General features: G+C 68.6%; 17 protein-coding genes. 11 read left to right on the forward strand and 6 right to left on the reverse strand.

Annotated features, from left to right (window positions below; genetic code table 11):
• The first annotated feature begins 42 nt into the window (after positions 1-42).
• The 6 genes from AB0F51_RS31970 to AB0F51_RS31995 all read left to right on the forward strand — a co-directional run bounded on the left by AB0F51_RS31970 (position 43) and on the right by AB0F51_RS31995 (position 4,796).
• The gene (locus AB0F51_RS31970; RefSeq protein ID WP_360285848.1) at positions 43-873 is read left to right on the forward strand and encodes an SDR family NAD(P)-dependent oxidoreductase; all 831 of its coding nucleotides are present in this window, start codon (positions 43-45) and stop codon (positions 871-873) included.
• A gap of 89 nt (positions 874-962) precedes the next feature.
• Positions 963-1,340 (forward strand): YciI family protein, encoded by a 378-nt coding sequence (locus AB0F51_RS31975; RefSeq protein ID WP_360285849.1) that lies wholly within the window; start codon positions 963-965, stop codon positions 1,338-1,340.
• A 92-nt stretch (positions 1,341-1,432) separates the two neighbouring features.
• Complete coding sequence (locus AB0F51_RS31980; protein WP_360285851.1) at positions 1,433-2,689, forward strand: RNA polymerase sigma factor; 1,257 nt, start codon at positions 1,433-1,435, stop codon at positions 2,687-2,689.
• Between the two features lie 94 nt (positions 2,690-2,783).
• On the forward strand, positions 2,784-3,560 hold the full coding sequence (locus tag AB0F51_RS31985; RefSeq protein WP_360285852.1) for an alpha/beta hydrolase: 777 nt from the start codon (positions 2,784-2,786) through the stop codon (positions 3,558-3,560).
• Entirely contained in the window at positions 3,557-4,348 is a 792-nt protein-coding gene (locus AB0F51_RS31990; RefSeq protein WP_360285853.1) for an alpha/beta hydrolase, read from the forward strand. Before AB0F51_RS31985 ends, AB0F51_RS31990 begins: the two co-directional genes overlap by 4 nt.
• A 1-nt stretch (position 4,349) precedes the next feature.
• A complete protein-coding gene (locus AB0F51_RS31995; RefSeq protein WP_360285855.1) occupies positions 4,350-4,796 on the forward strand; it encodes a YdeI/OmpD-associated family protein in 447 nt (148 codons plus the stop codon).
• 1,035 nt (positions 4,797-5,831) lie between these two features.
• On the opposite strand, the gene AB0F51_RS32000 is transcribed toward AB0F51_RS31995, so the two are convergent.
• The 3 genes from AB0F51_RS32000 to AB0F51_RS32010 all read right to left on the reverse strand — a co-directional run bounded on the left by AB0F51_RS32000 (position 5,832) and on the right by AB0F51_RS32010 (position 8,936).
• Positions 5,832-6,461: a superoxide dismutase gene (locus tag AB0F51_RS32000; protein ID WP_020390045.1), complete on the reverse strand. Its 630-nt coding sequence runs from the start codon at positions 6,459-6,461 to the stop codon at positions 5,832-5,834.
• Between the two features lie 327 nt (positions 6,462-6,788).
• Positions 6,789-7,643 (reverse strand): alpha/beta hydrolase, encoded by an 855-nt coding sequence (locus AB0F51_RS32005; protein WP_360285856.1) that lies wholly within the window; start codon positions 7,641-7,643, stop codon positions 6,789-6,791.
• A 117-nt stretch (positions 7,644-7,760) separates the two neighbouring features.
• A complete protein-coding gene (locus AB0F51_RS32010) occupies positions 7,761-8,936 on the reverse strand; it encodes an MFS transporter (protein WP_360285858.1) in 1,176 nt (391 codons plus the stop codon).
• An 84-nt stretch (positions 8,937-9,020) separates the two neighbouring features.
• Between AB0F51_RS32010 and AB0F51_RS32015 the strand changes: the two genes are divergently transcribed.
• On the forward strand, positions 9,021-9,968 hold the full coding sequence (locus tag AB0F51_RS32015; RefSeq protein ID WP_360285859.1) for a LysR family transcriptional regulator: 948 nt from the start codon (positions 9,021-9,023) through the stop codon (positions 9,966-9,968).
• Here the strand turns inward: AB0F51_RS32015 and AB0F51_RS32020 are convergent.
• A complete protein-coding gene (locus tag AB0F51_RS32020; protein WP_360285861.1) occupies positions 9,955-10,971 on the reverse strand; it encodes a class I SAM-dependent methyltransferase in 1,017 nt (338 codons plus the stop codon). The two genes, AB0F51_RS32015 and AB0F51_RS32020, sit on opposite strands and share 14 nt — an antisense overlap.
• A gap of 121 nt (positions 10,972-11,092) precedes the next feature.
• On the reverse strand, positions 11,093-11,992 hold the full coding sequence (locus AB0F51_RS32025) for a TIGR03564 family F420-dependent LLM class oxidoreductase (protein ID WP_360285863.1): 900 nt from the start codon (positions 11,990-11,992) through the stop codon (positions 11,093-11,095).
• 89 nt (positions 11,993-12,081) lie between these two features.
• Here AB0F51_RS32025 and AB0F51_RS32030 point away from each other — a divergent pair, with 89 nt between their 5' ends.
• From AB0F51_RS32030 to AB0F51_RS32040, 3 genes are all read left to right on the forward strand, one after another.
• Positions 12,082-12,618, forward strand: a complete 537-nt coding sequence (locus AB0F51_RS32030; RefSeq protein WP_360285864.1) for a helix-turn-helix domain-containing protein — start codon at positions 12,082-12,084, stop codon at positions 12,616-12,618.
• Positions 12,619-12,674: 56 nt separating this feature from the next.
• The gene (locus AB0F51_RS32035) at positions 12,675-15,662 is read left to right on the forward strand and encodes a glycine--tRNA ligase (protein ID WP_360286078.1); all 2,988 of its coding nucleotides are present in this window, start codon (positions 12,675-12,677) and stop codon (positions 15,660-15,662) included.
• A 64-nt stretch (positions 15,663-15,726) separates the two neighbouring features.
• Positions 15,727-16,677: a BtrH N-terminal domain-containing protein gene (locus AB0F51_RS32040; RefSeq protein WP_360285866.1), complete on the forward strand. Its 951-nt coding sequence runs from the start codon at positions 15,727-15,729 to the stop codon at positions 16,675-16,677.
• Here AB0F51_RS32040 and AB0F51_RS32045 read toward each other — a convergent pair.
• Complete coding sequence (locus tag AB0F51_RS32045) at positions 16,674-18,020, reverse strand: DUF2079 domain-containing protein (RefSeq protein ID WP_360285868.1); 1,347 nt, start codon at positions 18,018-18,020, stop codon at positions 16,674-16,676. The two genes, AB0F51_RS32040 and AB0F51_RS32045, sit on opposite strands and share 4 nt — an antisense overlap.
• 140 nt (positions 18,021-18,160) lie before the next feature.
• On the opposite strand from AB0F51_RS32045, the gene AB0F51_RS32050 reads away from it, so the two are divergent.
• Positions 18,161-18,835 carry a response regulator transcription factor gene (locus tag AB0F51_RS32050; RefSeq protein WP_360285870.1) on the forward strand — a complete coding sequence of 225 codons (675 nt, stop codon included), beginning with the start codon at positions 18,161-18,163 and terminating at the stop codon, positions 18,833-18,835.
• Positions 18,836-18,843: the final 8 nt, after the last annotated feature.

Here is an 18,843-nt window from a genome sequence, read left to right on the forward strand (position 1 = left end):
CATCGGTCGATGACTTATCTCTCCAGGCAAGGGGAAGCACCGATGAAAGACGTCTTCATCGCCGGTGGAACGACCGGCATGGGCCGCGCGATCGCCCTGCACTACCTGCGCCAAGGCGCCCGCGTGACAGTCGCCGGCAGTACTGCGGCGCGCGGCGAGCGCTTACTCGCCGACGCTGCGGCGCTGCCCGCCGGCGCTCGGGAGCGAGCCGCGTTCATCCAGGCAGACCTGTTGTCGATCGCGGAGAACCACCGGGTGATCAAGGAGATCGAGGCCCGCCACGACTCACTCGACGCGCTGGTGCTGACCGCGATGCTGCCGTTCCCGAAACGGCACCAGACGCCCGACGGGTACGAGGGCACCTTCACGCTCTACTACCTCAGCCGCTTCATCCTCAGCTACGGCCTGACGCCACTGCTCGAGCGGGGCGAGCGACCGATCATTGCGAGCATCGGCGCGACCGGGCTCAAGGGATCGGTTTACTGGGACGACCTCAACAGCGCCCGCAAGTACAGCATGATCCGCGCCACCGTCCGGGCCGGCCGCGCGAACGACCTGCTCGGCGTGCACTACGTGAACAACCATCCCGAGGGCCGGACCAAGTTCCTGCTCCAGCGGCCGCCGTACACGAAGAGCGGCAACAACCACCTCCCGCAGCCGTACCGAGCGGCCGCCCAGACGCTGGCGGCGCTCTTCGCCAAGGCGCCCGAGCAGAGCGTGCGCTCCACGATCGCCGTACTGGACAATCAGCCGGCCGAGCGCCTGATCCTGCGGGCCATCGACCGCCCCGTCGACCCGGCGCTCCCGATGTTCGACCCCGAGGATGCCCGCCGCCTGTACGACGCGACCTCCCAGGTGCTCGCCGAGAGCTGAAACCTATTCCTCGCGGGGTGTCGATCTGGTGCTGACCCGGTCGACGTGAGATCACAAGGGTCGACACCATTGACGAGGGAGTTGCAGCGATGCGTTACATGATCATCAACAAGGCCGACGCCGACACCGAGGCCGGGCGGATGGTGAGCCAGGAGGTTGCCGAGAACGTCGGCAAGGTCATCGACGACCTGTCGAAGGCGGGGGTGCTGCTGTTCGCCGAAGGGGTGCACCGCAGTTCGCTGGGCGCCCGGGTGAAGGTGGCCAGTGGCAAGCGCACGGTCACCGACGGGCCGTTCGCCGAGACCAAGGAGCTGGTCGGCGGCGTCATCGTCGTCGACGTCCGCTCCAAGGACGAGGCGATCGAGTGGGCCGCCCGGCTGGCCGAGGCGCTCGACGACGAGGTCGAGGTCCGCCGGGTCGTCGAAGAGGCCGACTTCGCCCCCGACGCCGGCATCTTCCAGAACTGAGCGGTTTCCGGATGGCCGCGGTCATCGAGAGGTGACTGCGGCAACCGGAACCGGGGTTGTGGTTGGGGCGGGGGTGTTGTTCTATCGGTCGGGTGACGGTTACCGAGACTCATGGGGCGATCGACGCGGTCTGGCGGATCGAGTCGGCCCGGATCATCGCCGGGGTGGCGCGGATCGTGCGCGACGTCGGCCTGGCCGAGGAGCTCGCGCAGGACGCGCTGGTGGCGGCGCTGGAGCAGTGGCCGGAGTCCGGCGTACCGAACAATCCGGGTGCCTGGCTGATGGCGATCGCCAAGCGGCGCGCGATCGACCTGATCCGGCGCAAGGAGACGTACCAGCGCAAACTCGCCGAGCTTGGTCACGACCTGGAGATCGACGGCGAGAGCGTCGAAGACGACGTCGAGGCGATCCTCGAGGACACCATCGAGGACGACCTGCTGCGCCTGGTGTTCACCGCGTGCCACCCGGTGCTCACCACCGACGCGCGCGTCTCGCTCACCCTGCGGCTGCTCGGCGGCCTGAAGACCGACGAGATCGCCCGTGCCTTCCTGGCCCCCGAGGCGACCATCGCGCAGCGGATCGTCCGGGCCAAACGCAACCTGGCCAAGGCCGACGTGCAGTTCGAAGTACCGACCGGTGACGACCTGGTCGCGCGGCTCTCCTCGGTGCTCGAAGTCATCTACCTGATCTACAACGAGGGCTACTCGGCGACCGCCGGTGACGACTGGATGCGTCCGGCCCTCTGCAACGAGGCGATGCGGCTCGGCCGGCTTCTCGCCGAACTGATGCCGACCGAGCCCGAAGTCCACGGCCTGCTCGCGCTGATGGAGATCCAGGCGTCGCGCGCGAACGCCCGGATCGGCCCGAACGGTGAGCCCGTCCTCCTGCTCGACCAGGACCGCCGCCGCTGGGACCGCCTGCTGATCCGCCGCGGCCTGGAAAGCATCGACCGCGCCTGGGCCCTCGAAGGCAACCCCGGGCCGTACCTGCTCCAGGCTGCCATCGCGGCCTGCCACGCGAGAGCCGCCGAAGCCGAGGACACCGACTGGGCGCGCATCGCCGGCCTGTACGCCGTACTGGCGCAGGTCGTCCCGTCGCCGGTGGTCGAGCTCAACCGGGCGGTCGCGATCTCGATGGCGTTCGGCCCCGAGCGTGGGCTCGTCGCGGTGGATGCGCTGGCCGACGAGCCATCGCTGAAGGACTACCACCTGTTGCCGAGCGTCCGGGGTGACCTGCTGTTCAAACTCAACCGGCTCGACGAGGCGCGCGCCGAGTTCGAGAAGGCGGCCGGGCTGACCCGCAACGAGCGCGAACGGACGCTGCTGCTCGACCGCGCGGCGGCCTGCTGAAAGTATTTTCGCGACCGTGTCGATTTCCGCCCTGGTCATCCGACGCAGCAGTGAGGCCAGATGACAGGCATCGGCCGCTGCGAAGGAGCACATCATGGAAAAGGTCATCTCCGCCGACGGCACCTCGATCGCGTACGACCGGCTCGGCGACGGGCCAGCGGTCGTCCTGGTCTGCGGCGGATCGGTCGACCGGATGTCGAACGCCCCGCTGGCCGCGTTGCTGGCGCAGAACTTCACGGTCTACAACTACGACCGGCGCGGCCGCGGCGACAGCGATGACGCCGAGGTCTACGCGGTCGAGCGCGAGTTCGAGGACCTGGACGCGATCCTCGCCGTCGCGGGCGGCTCGGCACACGTCTACGGTACGTCGTCCGGCGCCGCGCTCGCGTTGCTGGCGACCGCGGCCGGCCGGCCGGTGAACCGCCTGGCCCTGTGGGAGCCGCCGTACTTCCTCGAGGGTGCCGAGGGCCGGCCGGTCCCCGACACCGCGTCGATCTACCGCGCGTTCGTCGCGGAGGGCCGGCGCGACAAGGCCGCGGAGTACTTCATGGCGGAGGTGGTCGGGCTGCCCGCCGAGTTCGTCGCGCAGGCGAAGGCGTCGCCCTGGTGGCCGGCGCAGGAGGCGATCGCGCACACCCTCGCGTACGACGCGACGGTGATGGGCGACTACTCGATCCCGTTCGAGGCGGTGAAGGCGGTTCATCAGCCGACTTGCGTGCTGACCGGCAGCGTGGCGCAGCCGTGGATGACTGCCAGCAACAAGGCTCTGGTCGACTTGCTGGAGGACGGAAGTCACGTAGTACTGGCTGAGCAGCAGCACAATGTTGACCCCGCAGTACTGGCACCGGCTCTGAAGGAGTTCTGGTCATGAACACCGTGGACTCGAAAGATGGAACGCCGATCGCTTACGACCGGGCTGGTGAGGGTCCTGCGGTGGTGCTGGTCGATGGCGCGTTGTGCAGTCGCGCGCAGGGGCCGATGCCGGAGTTGGCGGCGCTGCTGGCTGCTGGGTTCACGGTTTACAACTACGACCGGCGCGGGCGCGGGGACAGCGGCGACGCAGCGGAGTACGAGGTGGACCGGGAGATCGAGGATCTGGCCGCGGTGATCGAGGCGGCTGGTGGGTCGGCGTACGTCTACGGGACGTCGTCTGGGGCGGCGCTGGCGTTGCGGGCCGCTGCGGCCGGGGTGGCGATTAGCAAGCTGGCGGTTTTCGAGGCGCCGTTTGTGGTCGATGGGAGTCGCAAACCGATCCCGCGCGAGTGGGTTGGCGAGTTGCGGGCGTTGGCGGATCGGCCTGGGGATGCGATCCGGTACTTCATGACCAAGGGGATCGGGCTGCCCGGTTTTGTTGTCTCGCTGATGAAGTTGATGCCGGCCTGGAAGGGGATGAAGGCGGTCGCGCACACGCTTTGGTACGACGCTGAGGTGGTTGGACCGAACGCTTTTGGTCAGCCGCTCGATCGGTCGCAGTGGGCCGGGATCGAGGTGCCGGTGCTCGTTTTGGGTGGTGGGAAGAGTCCGGCTTGGATGCGGACTTCGGTGCGGGCCGTCGCGGACGCAGTACCGGGTGCTTCGTATCGGGAGATTGCGGGGCAGAACCACATGCTCAAGGCCGCTGCGATCGCGCCGGTGCTGACCGAGTACTTCGGAGGGTGAGATGCGGTTCACGACGACGCTGCTCGGCACGACGACGACCGGGATCGAGGTGCCGGCGGAGGTGATTGAGGCGCTCGGGCGCGGGAAGAAGCCGCCGGTGGTGGTGACGGTGAACGGGTATCGGTATCGCAACACGGTGGCGGTGATGGGTGGGCGGTACATGATCTCGCTGAGCGCCCAACACCGCGAGGCGTCGGGGTTGGCGGCGGGGGATGAGATCGAGGTCGAGCTCGAGGTTGACGACCAGCCGCGGGAGGTTGACGTACCGGCGGACTTCGCGGCGGCGCTGGATGCGGAACCGAAGGCGCGGGCGTTCTTCGACGGGTTGTCGTACAGCCAGCGGAGTTGGTTCGTGCTGGGCATCGAAGAGGCGAAGAAGCCAGAAACCCGCGCCAACCGAATCACCAAAGCAGTAGCCCGCCTATCCTCAGGCCGAGGCCAACGCTGACCGGTCCTCCCGGGCTCGTGACGCTGGGCGTCACCTCGCCGTCAGAAGATGAGATGGCCGGTGCAGGTGCCAGCGGTGGCTGGTGCGGGCTCGTGACGCTAGGCGTCACCTCGCCTTCAGAACAAGAGATGCCCGGGGCAGGTGCCAGCGGCGGCTCGGGCTCGTGACGCTGCGCGTCACCTCGCGGTCTGACGATGCGATGCGGGCAAGGCGGATCACAAAGCGGCCGAGCCGAAGGAGCTACCGAGCCCGCGGTCTCTAGCTGAGTCCAGCGGCGGCTGGCGAACGGGCTCGTGACGCTGAGCGTCACCTCGCTGTCAGAAGATGAGATGGCCGGGGCAGGTGCCAGCGGCGGCTCGGGCTCGTGACGCTGCGCGTCACCTCGCGGTCTGACGATGCGATGCGGGCAAGGGGGGTCTGCAAGCGGGTGTGCGGGAGGAGCGGTCGGGGGCCGGCGGTTTCTAGCTGACTCCAGCGGCGGCTGGCGAGTGGACTCGCGACGCTGGGCGTCACATCGCCATTTGTAGATGCGATGGCGGGCCGGGCGGATCTTCAAGCGGCTGAGCAGCTGGCGTGCTGCCGCGGCCGGGTGCCGGCGGCGGCTCGGGCTCGTGACGCTGCGCGTCACCTCGCGGTCTGAAGGTGCGATGCGGGCAGGGCGGATCCACAAAGTGGCTGAGCGGCGGGAGCGGTCGGGCCGGCGGTTTCTAGCTGAGTCCTGCGGTGGCTGGTGCGGGCTCGTGATGCTGCGCGTCACTTCGCGCCTGGAGGCCCGAAGTGAGCGAGCCGGTGGCTACTGATTCTGCTGTCGGCGGTGTCGGGCTGGAGCGACCGCGCTGACCGCGCCACACCTACTACAAGCCTCCTGCACTTGCCCTGCAGCCATCTCCGGGTGCCCGCGGTCGCATCAACTGATTGCGAGGTGACGCTCCGCGTCACGAGCCCGGAACAAGCCGCACGCACTCGACAAACAGGTCCACCGGAGACCGAAGAACCCCGGCGGGTCGGCCGGGGATTCTTCGGGTCAGGGGTGGGTCAGGCGACGGTGATCAGGCCGCCGGCGTTTGCGCGGGCTGCGTCGAAGCGGGCCTGGGCGTCGGCCCAGTTGACGACGTTCCACCAGGCCTTGACGTAGTCCGGCTTGACGTTCTTGTACTGCAGGTAGAAGGCGTGCTCCCACATGTCCAGCATCACGATCGGGATCTGGCCGGCAGGCAGGTTGCCCTGCTGGTCGTAGAGCTGGTGGATCAGGAGCTGGCCCTGCAGTGCGTCCCAGCCGAGGATGGCCCAGCCGGAGCCCTGGATGGTGGTGGCGGCTGCGGTGAAGTGGGCCTGGAAGGCGTCGAACGAGCCGAACGACTCGTCCAGCGCGGCGGCCAGTTCGCCGTCGGGCTTGTCGCCGCCGTCCGGGGACAGGTTCTTCCAGAAGATGGAGTGGTTGACGTGGCCGCCGAGGTTGAAGGCGAGCGTCTTCTCCAGCCCGACGATCGAGCCGAAGTCGCCCTTCTCGCGGGCCGCGGCCAGCTTCTCCAGGGTGTCGTTCAGGCCGTTCACATAGGTCTGGTGGTGCTTGGAGTGGTGCAGCTCCATGATCTCGCCGGCGATGTGCGGCGCCAGCGCGCCGTAGTCGTAGCCGAGGTCCGGAAGCGTGTACGACGTAGTCAACTCTGCTCCTTCGTCAGGGCCCCGAAGGGCCGTGTTCTGCGAGATCCGGACGATGTGGCGCCTGTGCCCATTCCGGCGCAGGTCAACCAACCCTCCGAGGTCTACCTTCAAACTTCAACCAGTGTTGAGGTCAAGAGGACACGCAGTGCCGCCTCGACCCGATCTGGCCAGTCCCGGCCGGGGAGGCCGCTGAGCCACCCCGACCGCTCCTAGTCTGCCCCGTCCGCTCACTGGTCAGTAGGCCGCCTCGCAACGAAGGGCGGACGTGCGCCACTCACAAACCGGCCTGGCGGTCCGATCAGTGAGCGGTGCCACGCCTGGCAGCCGTCACCCGAGGGAGGTTTGTGAGTGGCGCAGGTCCGGGCGATCGGCCAGTACTGCGCGCAGTACCGGCTCGAAACCCTCGGCATCCTCGGCGAAGCCGGTGTGACCGCCGGGGAAGCGGGTCGGGGTGACGCCCAGTTCGGTGGCCAGCGCGGTCGAGGTGCGCTCGCAGAGTTGGCCGGCCGAGTCCTCGCCGATGCCGACCACGATGTGGACGGGACCGTCTCGCAAGGCGGCGATGTCGGGCTGCCAGCTGACGCTCCCACCCAGTTCGTGCGCGAACCAGAACCGCTCGTCCGCGACCGACTGCGGGTCGCGCTCGCCGCCGAACATGCCCTCGAGCGCGCCCTCGGGCAGGAAAATGTTCGCCTGCGCGAAGAACTTGCCCCAGGCGCCGATCGGGTCGCCGGCCAGATACGTCGCGCGCAGGTCCTCCGACAGCCGGAACTGCTCGGTCCGGTCGTCGAGCAGGTCCAGCAGCGGCGGTTCGTGGGCGATGACGGTGCTGACCATCTCCGGGTGGTGCTGCGCGAGCGCGAGCACGCTGACCGCTCCGCCGCTCGAACCGAACGCGATGGCAGGTCCGGCGCCGACCTCGGCGATCATGGCGGCCAGGTCGGCGGCCCGCTGCTGCGGGGTCGAGTTCTGGTCGGGGTTGTCGAGCGGGCTGCGGTTGATCCCGCGCGGGTCGGTGGTCAGCACGGTGTAGTCGCCGGCCAGCAGGTCGGCCAGGGGTGCGAACGAACGGGCGTCCATGGGTGCTCCGGCCAGGACGACGAGTGGGCCGGAGCCGCGTACTTCGTAGTACAGGCGGGCGTCGTCGACGTCGAGGGTCAGGGCGGTCACGGTGTGGTTCATCGAGTGCTCCTTATTGGTGCTTGGTTGGCTTCGGTGGTGGATAGGTAGTGCTTCAGCCATCTGCCGGTGAGACTCCCGCCGGCGGCCGGAATCATCGATCCGGCCACCTTTGGTTTGTCAGTTGACGGTGATCGGCGTGCCGCCGGTCAGCTTGAGTACGGCGGGTGCTGCCGCGGCTACGAGGACCGCGAGCGCCGCCGGGATCAGGAGAGCGGTCGGCAGACCGGCGTGGCTGGCGACGGAGCCGATGAGAGCGGGACCGACCAGGCCGCCGCCGTAGCTGATGGTGGTGACGGTCGAGAGTCGCCGGGCGGATGCACCGGAGGTGCCGAGCGTGCTGACGACGACCGGCCAGACGACGGCCATGCCGGCGCCGGCGAGTACCCAGCCGACCATCGCCGTACCGACGGGGGAGGTCTCGATGACGCCCGAGAGCAGGACCAGCCCGTACCCCGCGGTGGCGGTTGCGCCGGCAATCCTGATGGTGAGAGCAGGCCCGAGCCGGGCACGAACCGGGTCGCCGGCAAACCGTACGACGGTCATCGCGACGAAGAACGCGGTGTACACAAGCGAACCGATCGCGGGATCCGCCCCGAGCACCCGAGTCGCATGCAACCCGGCCCAATCAGTAGCCGCCCCCTCAGTCAAAAACCCAGCCGCCCCCACCACCCCCAACCCCACCACCACCCACCCCCGCCGAACCTCACCAGTGACTTCCTCTGCCACCGCCTTTGTTGCTGGAGCTGCGGCTGCAAAGGGCGAGAGTTTGTGGGTGAGGGTGAGGGTGGTGGGGAGTAGGAGGGTGGTGGCGGTTAGTAGGAGGGGTTGGACTGGGGTGTTGAGGTGGAGGGCTGTGGTTACGGCTGCTCCTCCTAGGACGGCGCCTAGGGTCCAGGTGCCGTGCATTGAGCCCATCACCGGGCGGCCGGTGGTTCGTTCGACGTTCACCGCTTGCAGGCTGAGGGCGACGTTGAGGGCGCCCGACAGCATCCCGAACACGACGGCCGTGACCATCAGTACGCCGGCCGACGGTGCGAAGGCGGTCAGCCCGAGCGCCACCACCGCACCCGGCATCGCCCAGCGCAGCAGGCGCCTGCCGGTCCATCGGTCGGCGGCCCGTCCGGCGAGTGGCATCGCCACCAGTGCGCCGATGGCCAACGCCATCAGTAGCCCGCCGATCCGGCCGGGCCCGAGGTCGAGCCGTGCGTCGGTCGCCGGCAAGGTCGCGCCCCACAAAGCGTTCAGTACGCCGGTCGCCCAGTAACAGCTCGCTGTCCAGCCTCTTGCTCCCATGGCTCGACCATGCGGGAGGCCGGGAGGTGAACTCCAACACCTGTTCGACCACTATTGACACACCTGGTGTGTTAATAAGGAGCCGTGCCCGACGACCTGGAGATCCGCCTGCTCCGGTACTTCGTCGTCGTGGCCGAGGAACTCCACTTCAGCCGCGCCGCCCAGCGCCTCTTCATCGCGCAACAAGCCCTCAGCCGCGACATCCGCCGCCTGGAGGACCGTCTCGGCGCCCGGCTGCTCGATCGAACCACCCGCCGCGTCGAGCTGACGCCGTCCGGTCAGAAGCTGCTCGTCCGGGCGCGCGAGTTGATCAGCCTGCACGACCTCACCGTGCACGAGTTGCGCGGCTTCGCCCCGTCGATGACCGTCGACGTCGTCGGCCCGGGGCTGACGCCCACGCTCGTGCTCGCGGCTGCCCGGCGGATCGCGCCGGAGCTGGAGTTCTTCGTCCGCTTCCACACCGGGACCGAGGCCGCCGTACCGCTGCTGCTGGCAGACCGGCTCGACGTGACCTTCGGCCGGCATCCCGGACCGGCCGAAGGTCTGCGTCAGCGTGTCGTGCGGTACGAATCCCTGGCCGTCCTGCTCCCCGAAGGCCACCCGCTCAGCGAGCTGGCCGAGATCCCGCTGCAGGCCCTGCGAAGGACCGGACTGTGCTACCGGGCTGGGAACCACGCGACCCCGGCCTGGGATCACGCGATCCTGCAGGTACTCGCGCCGTGGGGCGTCGATCGGACGCTCGCGCATCCGCATGTCGAGGGCGGCGCCGACGAGCTCGCGCAGCACATCCGCGACCGGAGCTCCCCGATCCTGACGATGAGCACCCAGCCGCCGGTCCCGGGTGCGGTACTGCGACCCGTCGTGGACCCCGTCGTCCTCTACCCGTGGTCGATGATCTGGCGAGCCGACCTCACCCACCCCGCTCTCGACGCGCTCAACACAGCGGTCGACGAGCTGGCGGGCGACGACTGGCTCGCCATCCCGCCCGGCGCGTGGCTCCCAGAACCAGAGGCGTCCGCTAACTCCTCATGACCTTCAACCGCCAGAGCGAGGTCACCTCCTTCGCCCTGGCCCAGTGCAGCGGATCGCTGCGGTTGTTGGCTTTTCGATGCCTCGGTACTGCGGACGCGCGCCCGGCGACCCGCAGGTTTGCCTGCGCGAACTGGGCCAGGAGGTCGGAGCGGCTGCGCAAGCCGAGGTGTTCGGCGAGGTCGGACAGGATCAGCCAGCCCTCGCCGTTCGGGGTGAGGTGATCGGCGAGGCCGTTGATCCAGCCCTGCAGCATCCGACCGTCCTCGTCGTAGACGGCCTGGTCGAGCAGAGAGATCGGGCGCGCCGGGATCCAGGGAGGGTTGCAGACGACGAGATCCGCGCGGCCGGGCGGGAACAGATCGTCATGCACGAGGTCGACTCGATCGGCCAGGTCGAGCCGGTCGAGGTTGTCGCGGGCGCAGGTGATCGCACGGCTGCTGGTGTCGGTGGCGATCACCTTGGCGCCCTGGGTGGCGAGCAGTGCGGCGAGCACGCCTGTGCCGGTTCCGATGTCGAAGGCAACTGTTGCCTCAGGCAAGGGCTGACTTGCCACCAGCTCGACGTACTCGGGTCTGGTGGGTGGGAAAACTCCGTAGTGGGGATGGATTCGTGCTTTCAGGGCAGGGATGGCGATGCCGGTGCGGCGGAGTTGGTGCGCACCGATCACACCGAGCAGCTCTCGGAGGGGGAGGAGCCGCGGGCCTGTGCTCGGCCCGTACGCCTCCTCGCACGGTTGAGCGATGTCGGGTGCGCGGCGAAGCGGTACGACGTACTGGTCCTCCAGTGGGATCAGCAGGGAGTTGAGTCGACGCGCTTGGTTGGCCTGGTGGTTGCGGTAGTGCTGGAATGTCCTTGCAGTGAACGGTTTTCTCCGTCGTTTGAGGGCGGCAAGCAACTGTTTGGCGTTCTGGAAGTCACCTTGCCAGATCAGTTGGTTGCCCTGGTCAATGAAGCGCGAGGCCTGGGATGCGGACAGTCGATCGTCCACGGTGATGAAGTTCATGCGTCGTTCCTGCACGTCGAGACCTGATGCGGGCAGCGTGGCTCGACCGGTGGCCAGTGAGGTCGGCGCCGGTGAGCAGGAACGGAGAATTAGAGAACGACGGCTGCGTGTATCGGTGTCGTCATGTGGCCAGCGTAGCTGTCGTCCGGCTTTGTTCGCTGGGAGTTCCGAAGGGGGCGAGCATCAGGTCTGTTATGCCGGTGGAGTTGAGTTGCTTGATCACTGTGGCGACCTGCTCCTCCGAACCGGCGATCAAGAGGTCGGCCGGGGAGTCGACCCCTTCGCGTTCGAGCATCGCCCGGTACTCCGGGACCTGGCCGGCCATCGCGAACTGTGCACCGAATCGCGCTCTCACCTCGGCCGCGTCGTCGGTGACGCAAACCGCTAGGCCAGCCACCACGCGAGGTGCCGGCCGTCCAGAAGCGGTGGCCGCGGCGGTGACCGACGGCACGATGTGCTCGGTCAGCGTCCTCGGCCCGGTCATCCAGGTCACCACCCCATCTGCCAACTCACCAGCCACCCGAAGCATCCCCGGACCCAACGCCGCCAGCAGCACCTGCGGTGCCTGCTGCTGAGATGGCAATTGGATGCTGCCTCTCGCGGTGAGGGTTTGGCCGGTGAAGTCGACTGAGTCGCCCTCCAGGAGGGGGCGTAGTGCTTGGAGGTATTCGCGCATTCGGAGGAGGGGGCGGTCTGTGGGGAGGCCGTACATGGCGCCGACCATGGCTGCGATGCCGGTGCCGATTCCGAGGGTCAGGCGGTTGCCGGTGGCTGCCTGCACGGTCAGCGCCTGGCCGGCCAGCATCAGCGGATGGCGCTGGGCGACGGGCACTACCGCAGTACCGAGCTCGATTCCGCCAACCTCGCGCCCCGCGATGGCCAGCGCCGTCAGTGCGTCGACCCCCAGCGCCTGCGAGATCCATGCCGTCGCGAACCCGTCCGCGGCCTCCCGCACCTGCGCGACGACCTCCTCGAGTGATGCCGCGCCGCTTAGGTCGCCGACCGCCAGACCGACCTTCATCCAAGACCTCCGCAGTTAAGTGGGGTGGCACCCCGGTTAAGCATCCGTACAATATGGGGGACCACCCCACTTAGCAACCTGGAGCCTGGATGCGAGCCGATGCCCGGCGGAACTTCGAGCGGCTGGTCCAGGTTGCCGCCGAGGTGGTCTCCGAGCAGGGGGCGGACGCCTCGATGGAGGAGATCGCGCGGCGTGCGGGCGTCGGCTCGGCCACGCTGCACCGGCACTTCGGCGGCCGCGCTGCCATGCTCGAGGCGGTGTTCGACAGCAGCATCGACACCGTCTGTGCCAAGTCCGACGAACTTCTCGGCCACAGCGATCCCGGCGAAGCGCTCCGGACCTGGCTGTACGCCGTGGTCGACCACGCCACCAGGAACCGCGGGCTCGGCGCCGCCCTGGCGATGAGCGCCGAGCGAGGTTCCGAGGTTCACGCCCGGATCACCCAGGCCGGGCAGCAGCTCCTCGACCGGGCCCAGCGCCACCAGGCGGCCGATCCGGAGACGACCGTCGAGGACCTGCTCGGTCTCGTCAACGCCATCTCACTGACCACGGAACGTGACACCGCGCGGGCCCACCGGTTGGTCGCGCTGGCAATCCGTGGTGTGACTCCGGTGGCGGTCTCATAGACTGCGGCCCTCGTCCCCGAATTCTGACCGAACCCGAGGTTGTTGTCGTGCTCACCATGCAGGACGCGCTGCTCGCGCTGACGAAGTACTGGACCGATCGCGGCTGCATGGTGGTGCAGCCGTTCAACACCGAGGTGGGAGCCGGCACGCTGAACCCGGCCACCATCCTGCGGGTGCTCGGTCCCGAGCCGTGGCGCGTCGCGTACGTCGAGCCCTCGGTGCGCCCCGACGATGCCCGCTACGGCGAGAACCCGAACCGGCTGCAGACGCACACCCAGTTCCAGGTGGTGCTCAAGCCGGACCCGGGCAACCCGCAGGAGCTGTTCCTGTCCAGCCTCCAGGCCCTCGGCATCGACATCGACGCGCACGACGTCCGGTTCGTCGAGGACAATTGGGCCAACCCGGCGACCGGCTCGTGGGGACTGGGCTGGGAGGTCTGGCTGGACGGCCTGGAGATCACCCAGTTCACCTACTTCCAGCAGGCCGGCGGGATGACGCTCGACCCGGTGTCGGTGGAGATCACCTACGGCATCGAGCGGATCATGATGGCGCTGCAGGGCGTCTCGCACTTCAAGGACATCGCCTACGCGCCGGGCATCTCGTACGGCGAGGCGTTCGGCCAGGCGGAGTACGAGATGAGCCGGTACTACCTCGACGACGCCGACGTCGAGAGCCAGAAGCGGCTCTTCGAGGAGTACGCCGGCGAGGCCCGCCGGATGCTCGACGCGCGACTGCCGGTCCCCGCGCACGTCTACGTCCTGCGCTGCTCGCACACCTTCAACGTGCTCGACGCCCGCGGCGCGGTCAGTACGACGGAACGCGCGAAGGCGTTCGGCCGGATGCGCACCTTGGCCCGCGAAGTCGCCCAGCTGTGGGCCGAGCGGCGGACCGAGCTGGAGCACCCGCTCGGGGTCGCCGAGCTGCCCGTCGCGGCGCCGGCGCCGACCGAGTTCCCGGCGATGAGCGGCACCCGGCAGCTGCTGTTCGAGATCGGTACCGAGGAGATGCCGCCGTCGGAGGTCACCAAGACGGCCGCGGCGGTCAAGGCCGCGCTGACCGAGAAGCTGGCGGCGACGCGGCTCGGCCATGGCGAGGTCACGACGTACGCGACACCGCGCCGGGTGGTCGCGTTCGTGGCGGCGGTCCAGGCGAGTGAGCCGGATGCCGAGAAGGTCTCCCGCGGCCCGCGCAAGTCCGCGGCTTTCGATGCCGAGGGCAACATCACGAAGGCGGCCGCCGGGTTCGCCCGCGGCCAGAAGGTCGACCCGAGTGAGCTGCACGACCTCGAGGTGGACGGTGTCGAGTACGTCGCGGTGACCAAGCCCGACCCGGGTCGCGGTGCCGCCGAGGTGCTGAGCGGCGTACTGGCCGAGATCGTCACCGGGCTGCGCTCGGACAAGAACATGCGCTGGAACGACTCCAAGCTGTCCTTCACCCGGCCGGTTCGCTGGCTGGTCGCGCTGCTCGGCGACCAGGTCGTACCGGTCTCTGTGTCGACGCTCGCGGCCGGCCGCACGACGCGCGTGCACCGGACGGCCGCGCAGCCGATCGTCGAGATCGCGGCCGCCGAGGGGTACCTCGACCTGCTCCGGATCCACGGCATCGAGGCCGACCCGGCCAAGCGGCGCGCGACCATCATCGAGGCCGCCCAGCAGCTCGCCGGCGAGGTCGGTGGCAGCATCGACGTCGACGGCGAGTCCGCGCTGATCGACCAGATCGTCAACCTGGTCGAGGAGCCGACCGCGATCCTCGGCAACTTCTCCGCCGACTACCTGGACCTGCCGGCCGAGATCCTCACCACGGTGATGCGCAAGCACCAGCGCTACCTGCCGGTCCGCGCGGCCGACGGCAAGCTGCTCCCGCATTTTGTTGCCGTCGCCAACGGTGCGGTCGACGAGGCCACCGTGCGCAACGGCAACGAGGGCGTACTGCGGGCCCGCTACGAGGACGCCGCGTTCTTCTGGCGCGCCGACCTGCAGAGCACGCCGGAAGCGATGAAGGAAGGTCTGGACAAGCTCGCCTTCGAGGAGCGGCTGGGCTCGATGGCGCAGCGGGCCCGGCGCATCGCCGCGGTGGCGAAGTCGCTGGCGGCGACGGTCGAGCTTCAGGGCGACGACCTGACCGCGCTGAACCGGGCGGCGGAGCTGGCCAAGTTCGACCTCGGCTCGCAGATGGTGGTCGAGCTGACCAGCCTGGCGGGCACGATGGCGCGTGAGTACGCGCGGCGCAGTGGCGAGACCGAAGCCGTTGCCCAGGCGCTTTTCGACATGGAGTTGCCGCGGTCGGCGGGTGACCCCCTGCCGTCGACCACGCCGGGTGCGCTGCTGGCATTGGCCGACCGGTTCGACCTGCTGGCCGGGTTGTTCGCGATCGGCGCCAAGCCGACCGGTAGCTCCGACCCGTTCGCGTTGCGGCGTGCGGCCGCTGGTGTGGTCGCGATTCTGCGCGAGCACCCGGAACTGCGGGCGATCACGTTGTCGACCGGGCTTGCCGCGGCGGCCGAGCAGATCGGTGCCCAGGGCATCGAGGTGTCCGAGGCGTCACTGGCCGAGGTTGCCGAGTTCACCATCCGGCGCTACGAGCAGCAGTTGATCGATCGCGGTGACGACCACTTGCAGGTCGCGGCCGTGCTGCCGTTGGCCGAGGCGCCCGCGACCGCCGACGAGACGCTGGCCGAGTTGCAGCGTCAGGTGGCGAGTGAAGGGTTCGCGGAATTGGTCGCAGTACTGCAGCGGGCCCGCCGGATCGTGCCGGCCGACGTCGTCGCGGAGTACGACCCGAGCAAGCTGACCGAGCCGGCCGAGCTGGTGCTGCACGAAGCGGTGCAGAAGGTCGGTACTGCGCCGACGGCGCTCGGCGAGTTCGTCACCGCGACCGAGGTGCTGGTGGAGCCGATCACCAACTTCTTCGAGGAGATCCTGGTGATGGCCGAAGACCCCGAGGTCCGCGCCGCCCGCCTCGGCCTGCTCGCCACCATCCGCGACCTGGCCGCCCCCGTCCTCGACTGGCAGGCTCTCGGCACCAGCCTGACAAAAGAAAACTGATCCGGCGTCCGCCCGCCGCACCCCGGCGGGCGGACGCCGGAGTACGAAACGCTGAGGGGCGTGGATGCAGCACTGTGAGACGACCGCGCTGGGGGTTCTGCTGCGGCATGAGGGGATCGAGCTGTCTGAGCCGATGGTGTTCGGGCTTGGGAGTGGGTTGTCCTTTATCTACTGGGACAGCAAGGCGATGGGGTTTCCGTTTCTCGGCGGGCGGGTCAAGCCGTTCGAGTTGACGAAGAATCTGGCCGGCGTACTGGGGCTCGAGTTGCAGGTCGAGGAGACATCCTCCGCGCGCAAGGCCTGGCAGAACGTGGTGACACCGCTGGACGCAGGGAGGCCGGTCGGGCTTCAGCTCGACAGCTATCACCTCGACTACTTCAGCACCAAGGTGCACTTCGGCGGGCACGTCGTCGCCATGTACGGCTACGACGAAGAGAACGCCTACCTGGTGGACACCGAGCAGCAGGGCGGAAGGGTCTCGACGAGCCTTGCCAGCCTGGCCAAGGCAAGGGCCGAGCGCGGCCCGATGACCGCCAGGCACCGTTCCTTCACCATCACAGCACCCAGCAGCCTGCCGTCACTACCGGACCGGATCATCCCGGCGATCAAGACCTGCGCCCACGCCTTCCTCAACCCGCCCATCGCGAACCTGGGCCACCGCGGCATCGACAAGACCGCCAAGCAGGTGCCGAAGTGGCTGGACCGCACCGACAACCCGGCGGAGGACCTGCCGCGAGCCGCCCTCCTGATGGAGAAGGCCGGCACCGGCGGCGCCCTGTTCCGCAACCTCTACCGCGACTTCCTCGCCGAGTGCACCCAACACCTCGACGACACCCACCTGCGTACCGGCCACACCCTGTACGCCGAGGCGGCCACGCTCTGGACGGAGGTGGCCGCACTCGTCGCGAAAGCAGGCGAATCCGGCGACGCGCAGCACCTCATCCAGACCGCATCAATCCTCCACGACCTCGCACGCATCGAACGCGAGGCGATGCAGGCCCTCAGCGCGCTCTAGCGTTCGGAAGTCTCTCGATGGTGCAGGAGAACTAGTCCGTCGGCTTCGGCAACCACGTCGCCCGGGCGGATCCAGGCGGTGTGGTCCGGGTCGGTGGCCGGTGTCAGCGTCCACTCGGTCTGGTGGCGGGCTTTCAGCAGGTAGACGTCGGTCCGGGACGTCAGGTGGGGGGCGATGGTGTCTGTCGTACTGACCGTGGCGTCGTCGGGGATCAGAGCTGCCATGCGGTCCGCGGAGGCGGTGAACGCCCGGCGATGACCCGGCCCATCCGCTGCTGAGGACTGGACGAACAGGGCCAGACAGGTGGCCGCCAGTGCGCCGGTGATCGCTTGCCGGGTCCAGAGTCCCGCGCGGCCGGCCATGCGCGGCCGGAGTAGCGCCAAGGAGTGCACGAGGGCGCAGAAGAGCACGGGCATCAGTACTGCGTCGTAGTGGAAGGTCGGGATCCAGTACAAGTTGTAGGTGCTGCCGAGCCGCCATGCGAGCGTGGGCACGAGCAACAGGACCAGCGGTGACCGCAAGGCCAGGAAGAGCGTCGGCAGCAGCAACAGCAGGACCAGATGCAGCTTGCCCGGATCGAAGAGCTGTCCGGCCAGTGCGGGATCCGGCGGCTTGAGACCGCCCTCGCCCAGGTAGCGATAGTTGCCGTAGGCACTGAACGCCGGGATGACCACGAACACCGCCGTCAGCGAGGCGATCGTGCCACCCGCCGCAGTGAGCAGTCCGAGCCGCCGGGTCTGCGGGCGCAACGCGATCAGTACGCCCAGCGCGGCCAGGGTCAGGCCGAGATCCTCTTTGACGAGCACCAGTACCGAGGCGATGGCGACGGCTCGACCCGGCCTGCCGGACAACCACTCGACCAACGCGAAAGCCACCAGCGGCACGGCGAACGCGATCTCGTGGAAGTCGAACGTGATCGCGTTCAGCAGGCCCCAGGACAACCCGTAGCAGCTCCCGAGCACCAGCCCGGCTCGCGTCCCCAGGACGGCACAGGCCAGCCGGGTGATCGGAAAGGTCGATGCCGCGAGCAACAACGCCTGCGCGACCAGCAGCGTCTCGGCCTGCGGGAACAGCCGGTAGAAGGGTGCCAGCACGACCAGGATCGGATGGAAGTGGTCACCGAGCAGGATCAGTTGAGGATCGCGCAGTGTCGACACCGGCAGCCGTCCGTGCGCATAGCTGCGGACCGCTTGGTCGAAGATGCCGAGATCGAAACCGCCGGAGCGGTAGGCCCAGTGCCGCATCAGCGCGAACCAGGTGTAGAGGATCGCGAAACAGCCGGCCAGTGTTGCGGCAGGCAACGGCCTGGCCGGCCGGCCGGCGATCGGAGCGAGTGAACGCATGTGGTGGTCCCCCAGGAGGCGAAGCTGTCTGAGTCGGCAGCCTGCGGGAGCGGCACCCAAGGAATCCTGAAGGAGCCTGAAGACCCCTTCAGCCTGAAGCGTTCTTCAGGATGGTCCTGTGGCAGTGTCATCCTGAGCCGATGCGGATCTTGCTGGTGGAGGACGAGCGTCGGCTCGCGGCGGCGGTGAAGTGGGGCCTGGAGTCCCACGGCTTCGTCGTCGACGTCGCGTACACCGGTGTCGACGGGCTCTGGGCCGCCGAGGAGAACGACTACGCGGCGATCATCCTCGACGTGATGCTGCCCGGCCTGAACGGCTTCAAGGTCTGCGCCAGCCTCCGCCAGTCCGGCGACACCACACCGATCATGATGCTGACCGCCAAGGACGGCGAGTACGACGAGGCCGAGGGACTCGACACCGGAGCCGACGACTACCTGACCAAGCCGTTCTCGTACGTCGTACTGGTGGCTCGCCTGCGGGCCCTGCTGCGGCGTGGGTCGGCGCCACCGGCTCCGCTGGAGGTCGGTGACCTGGTGGTGGATCCGGCGTCGCGGACCTGCCGGCGCGGTGAGCAGCCGATCGAGCTGACCGCTCGCGAGTTCGCGATCCTCGAATGCCTGGCCAGGCGGCGGGACGTGGTGGTGACGAAACAGGAGATTCTCGAGCAGGTCTGGGACGCCAACTACGACGGTGAGGTGAACGTGGTGGAGGTCCACGTGAGCGCGCTGCGCCGCAAGATCGACCAGCCCTTCGACCGCCGCAGCCTGCAAACGGTCCGCGGCATGGGCTACCGCCTGACAGGCCGCGATGGCTAGCCGCTTCA

Origin of the sequence: Kribbella sp. NPDC023855 (assembly GCF_040639475.1) — a bacterium.
Lineage (GTDB): Bacteria > Actinomycetota > Actinomycetes > Propionibacteriales > Kribbellaceae > Kribbella.

Excerpts from the sequence above, each read along its gene's own strand:
- AB0F51_RS31990 (WP_360285853.1), top strand. The coding sequence starts at position 3,557 with ATGAACACCGTGGACTCGAAAGATGGAACGCCGATCGCTTACGACCGG.
- AB0F51_RS32010 (WP_360285858.1), bottom strand. The coding sequence starts at position 8,936 with ATGGGAGCAAGAGGCTGGACAGCGAGCTGTTACTGGGCGACCGGCGTA.
- AB0F51_RS32050 (WP_360285870.1), top strand. The coding sequence starts at position 18,161 with ATGCGGATCTTGCTGGTGGAGGACGAGCGTCGGCTCGCGGCGGCGGTG.
- AB0F51_RS31985 (WP_360285852.1), top strand. The coding sequence starts at position 2,784 with ATGGAAAAGGTCATCTCCGCCGACGGCACCTCGATCGCGTACGACCGG.
- AB0F51_RS32040 (WP_360285866.1), top strand. The coding sequence starts at position 15,727 with ATGCAGCACTGTGAGACGACCGCGCTGGGGGTTCTGCTGCGGCATGAG.
- AB0F51_RS32030 (WP_360285864.1), top strand. The coding sequence starts at position 12,082 with ATGCGAGCCGATGCCCGGCGGAACTTCGAGCGGCTGGTCCAGGTTGCC.
- AB0F51_RS32025 (WP_360285863.1), bottom strand. The coding sequence starts at position 11,992 with ATGAAGGTCGGTCTGGCGGTCGGCGACCTAAGCGGCGCGGCATCACTC.
- AB0F51_RS31975 (WP_360285849.1), top strand. The coding sequence starts at position 963 with ATGCGTTACATGATCATCAACAAGGCCGACGCCGACACCGAGGCCGGG.
- AB0F51_RS32020 (WP_360285861.1), bottom strand. The coding sequence starts at position 10,971 with ATGAACTTCATCACCGTGGACGATCGACTGTCCGCATCCCAGGCCTCG.
- AB0F51_RS32045 (WP_360285868.1), bottom strand. The coding sequence starts at position 18,020 with ATGCGTTCACTCGCTCCGATCGCCGGCCGGCCGGCCAGGCCGTTGCCT.
- AB0F51_RS32035 (WP_360286078.1), top strand. The coding sequence starts at position 12,675 with ATGCAGGACGCGCTGCTCGCGCTGACGAAGTACTGGACCGATCGCGGC.
- AB0F51_RS31995 (WP_360285855.1), top strand. The coding sequence starts at position 4,350 with ATGCGGTTCACGACGACGCTGCTCGGCACGACGACGACCGGGATCGAG.
- AB0F51_RS31970 (WP_360285848.1), top strand. The coding sequence starts at position 43 with ATGAAAGACGTCTTCATCGCCGGTGGAACGACCGGCATGGGCCGCGCG.
- AB0F51_RS32005 (WP_360285856.1), bottom strand. The coding sequence starts at position 7,643 with ATGAACCACACCGTGACCGCCCTGACCCTCGACGTCGACGACGCCCGC.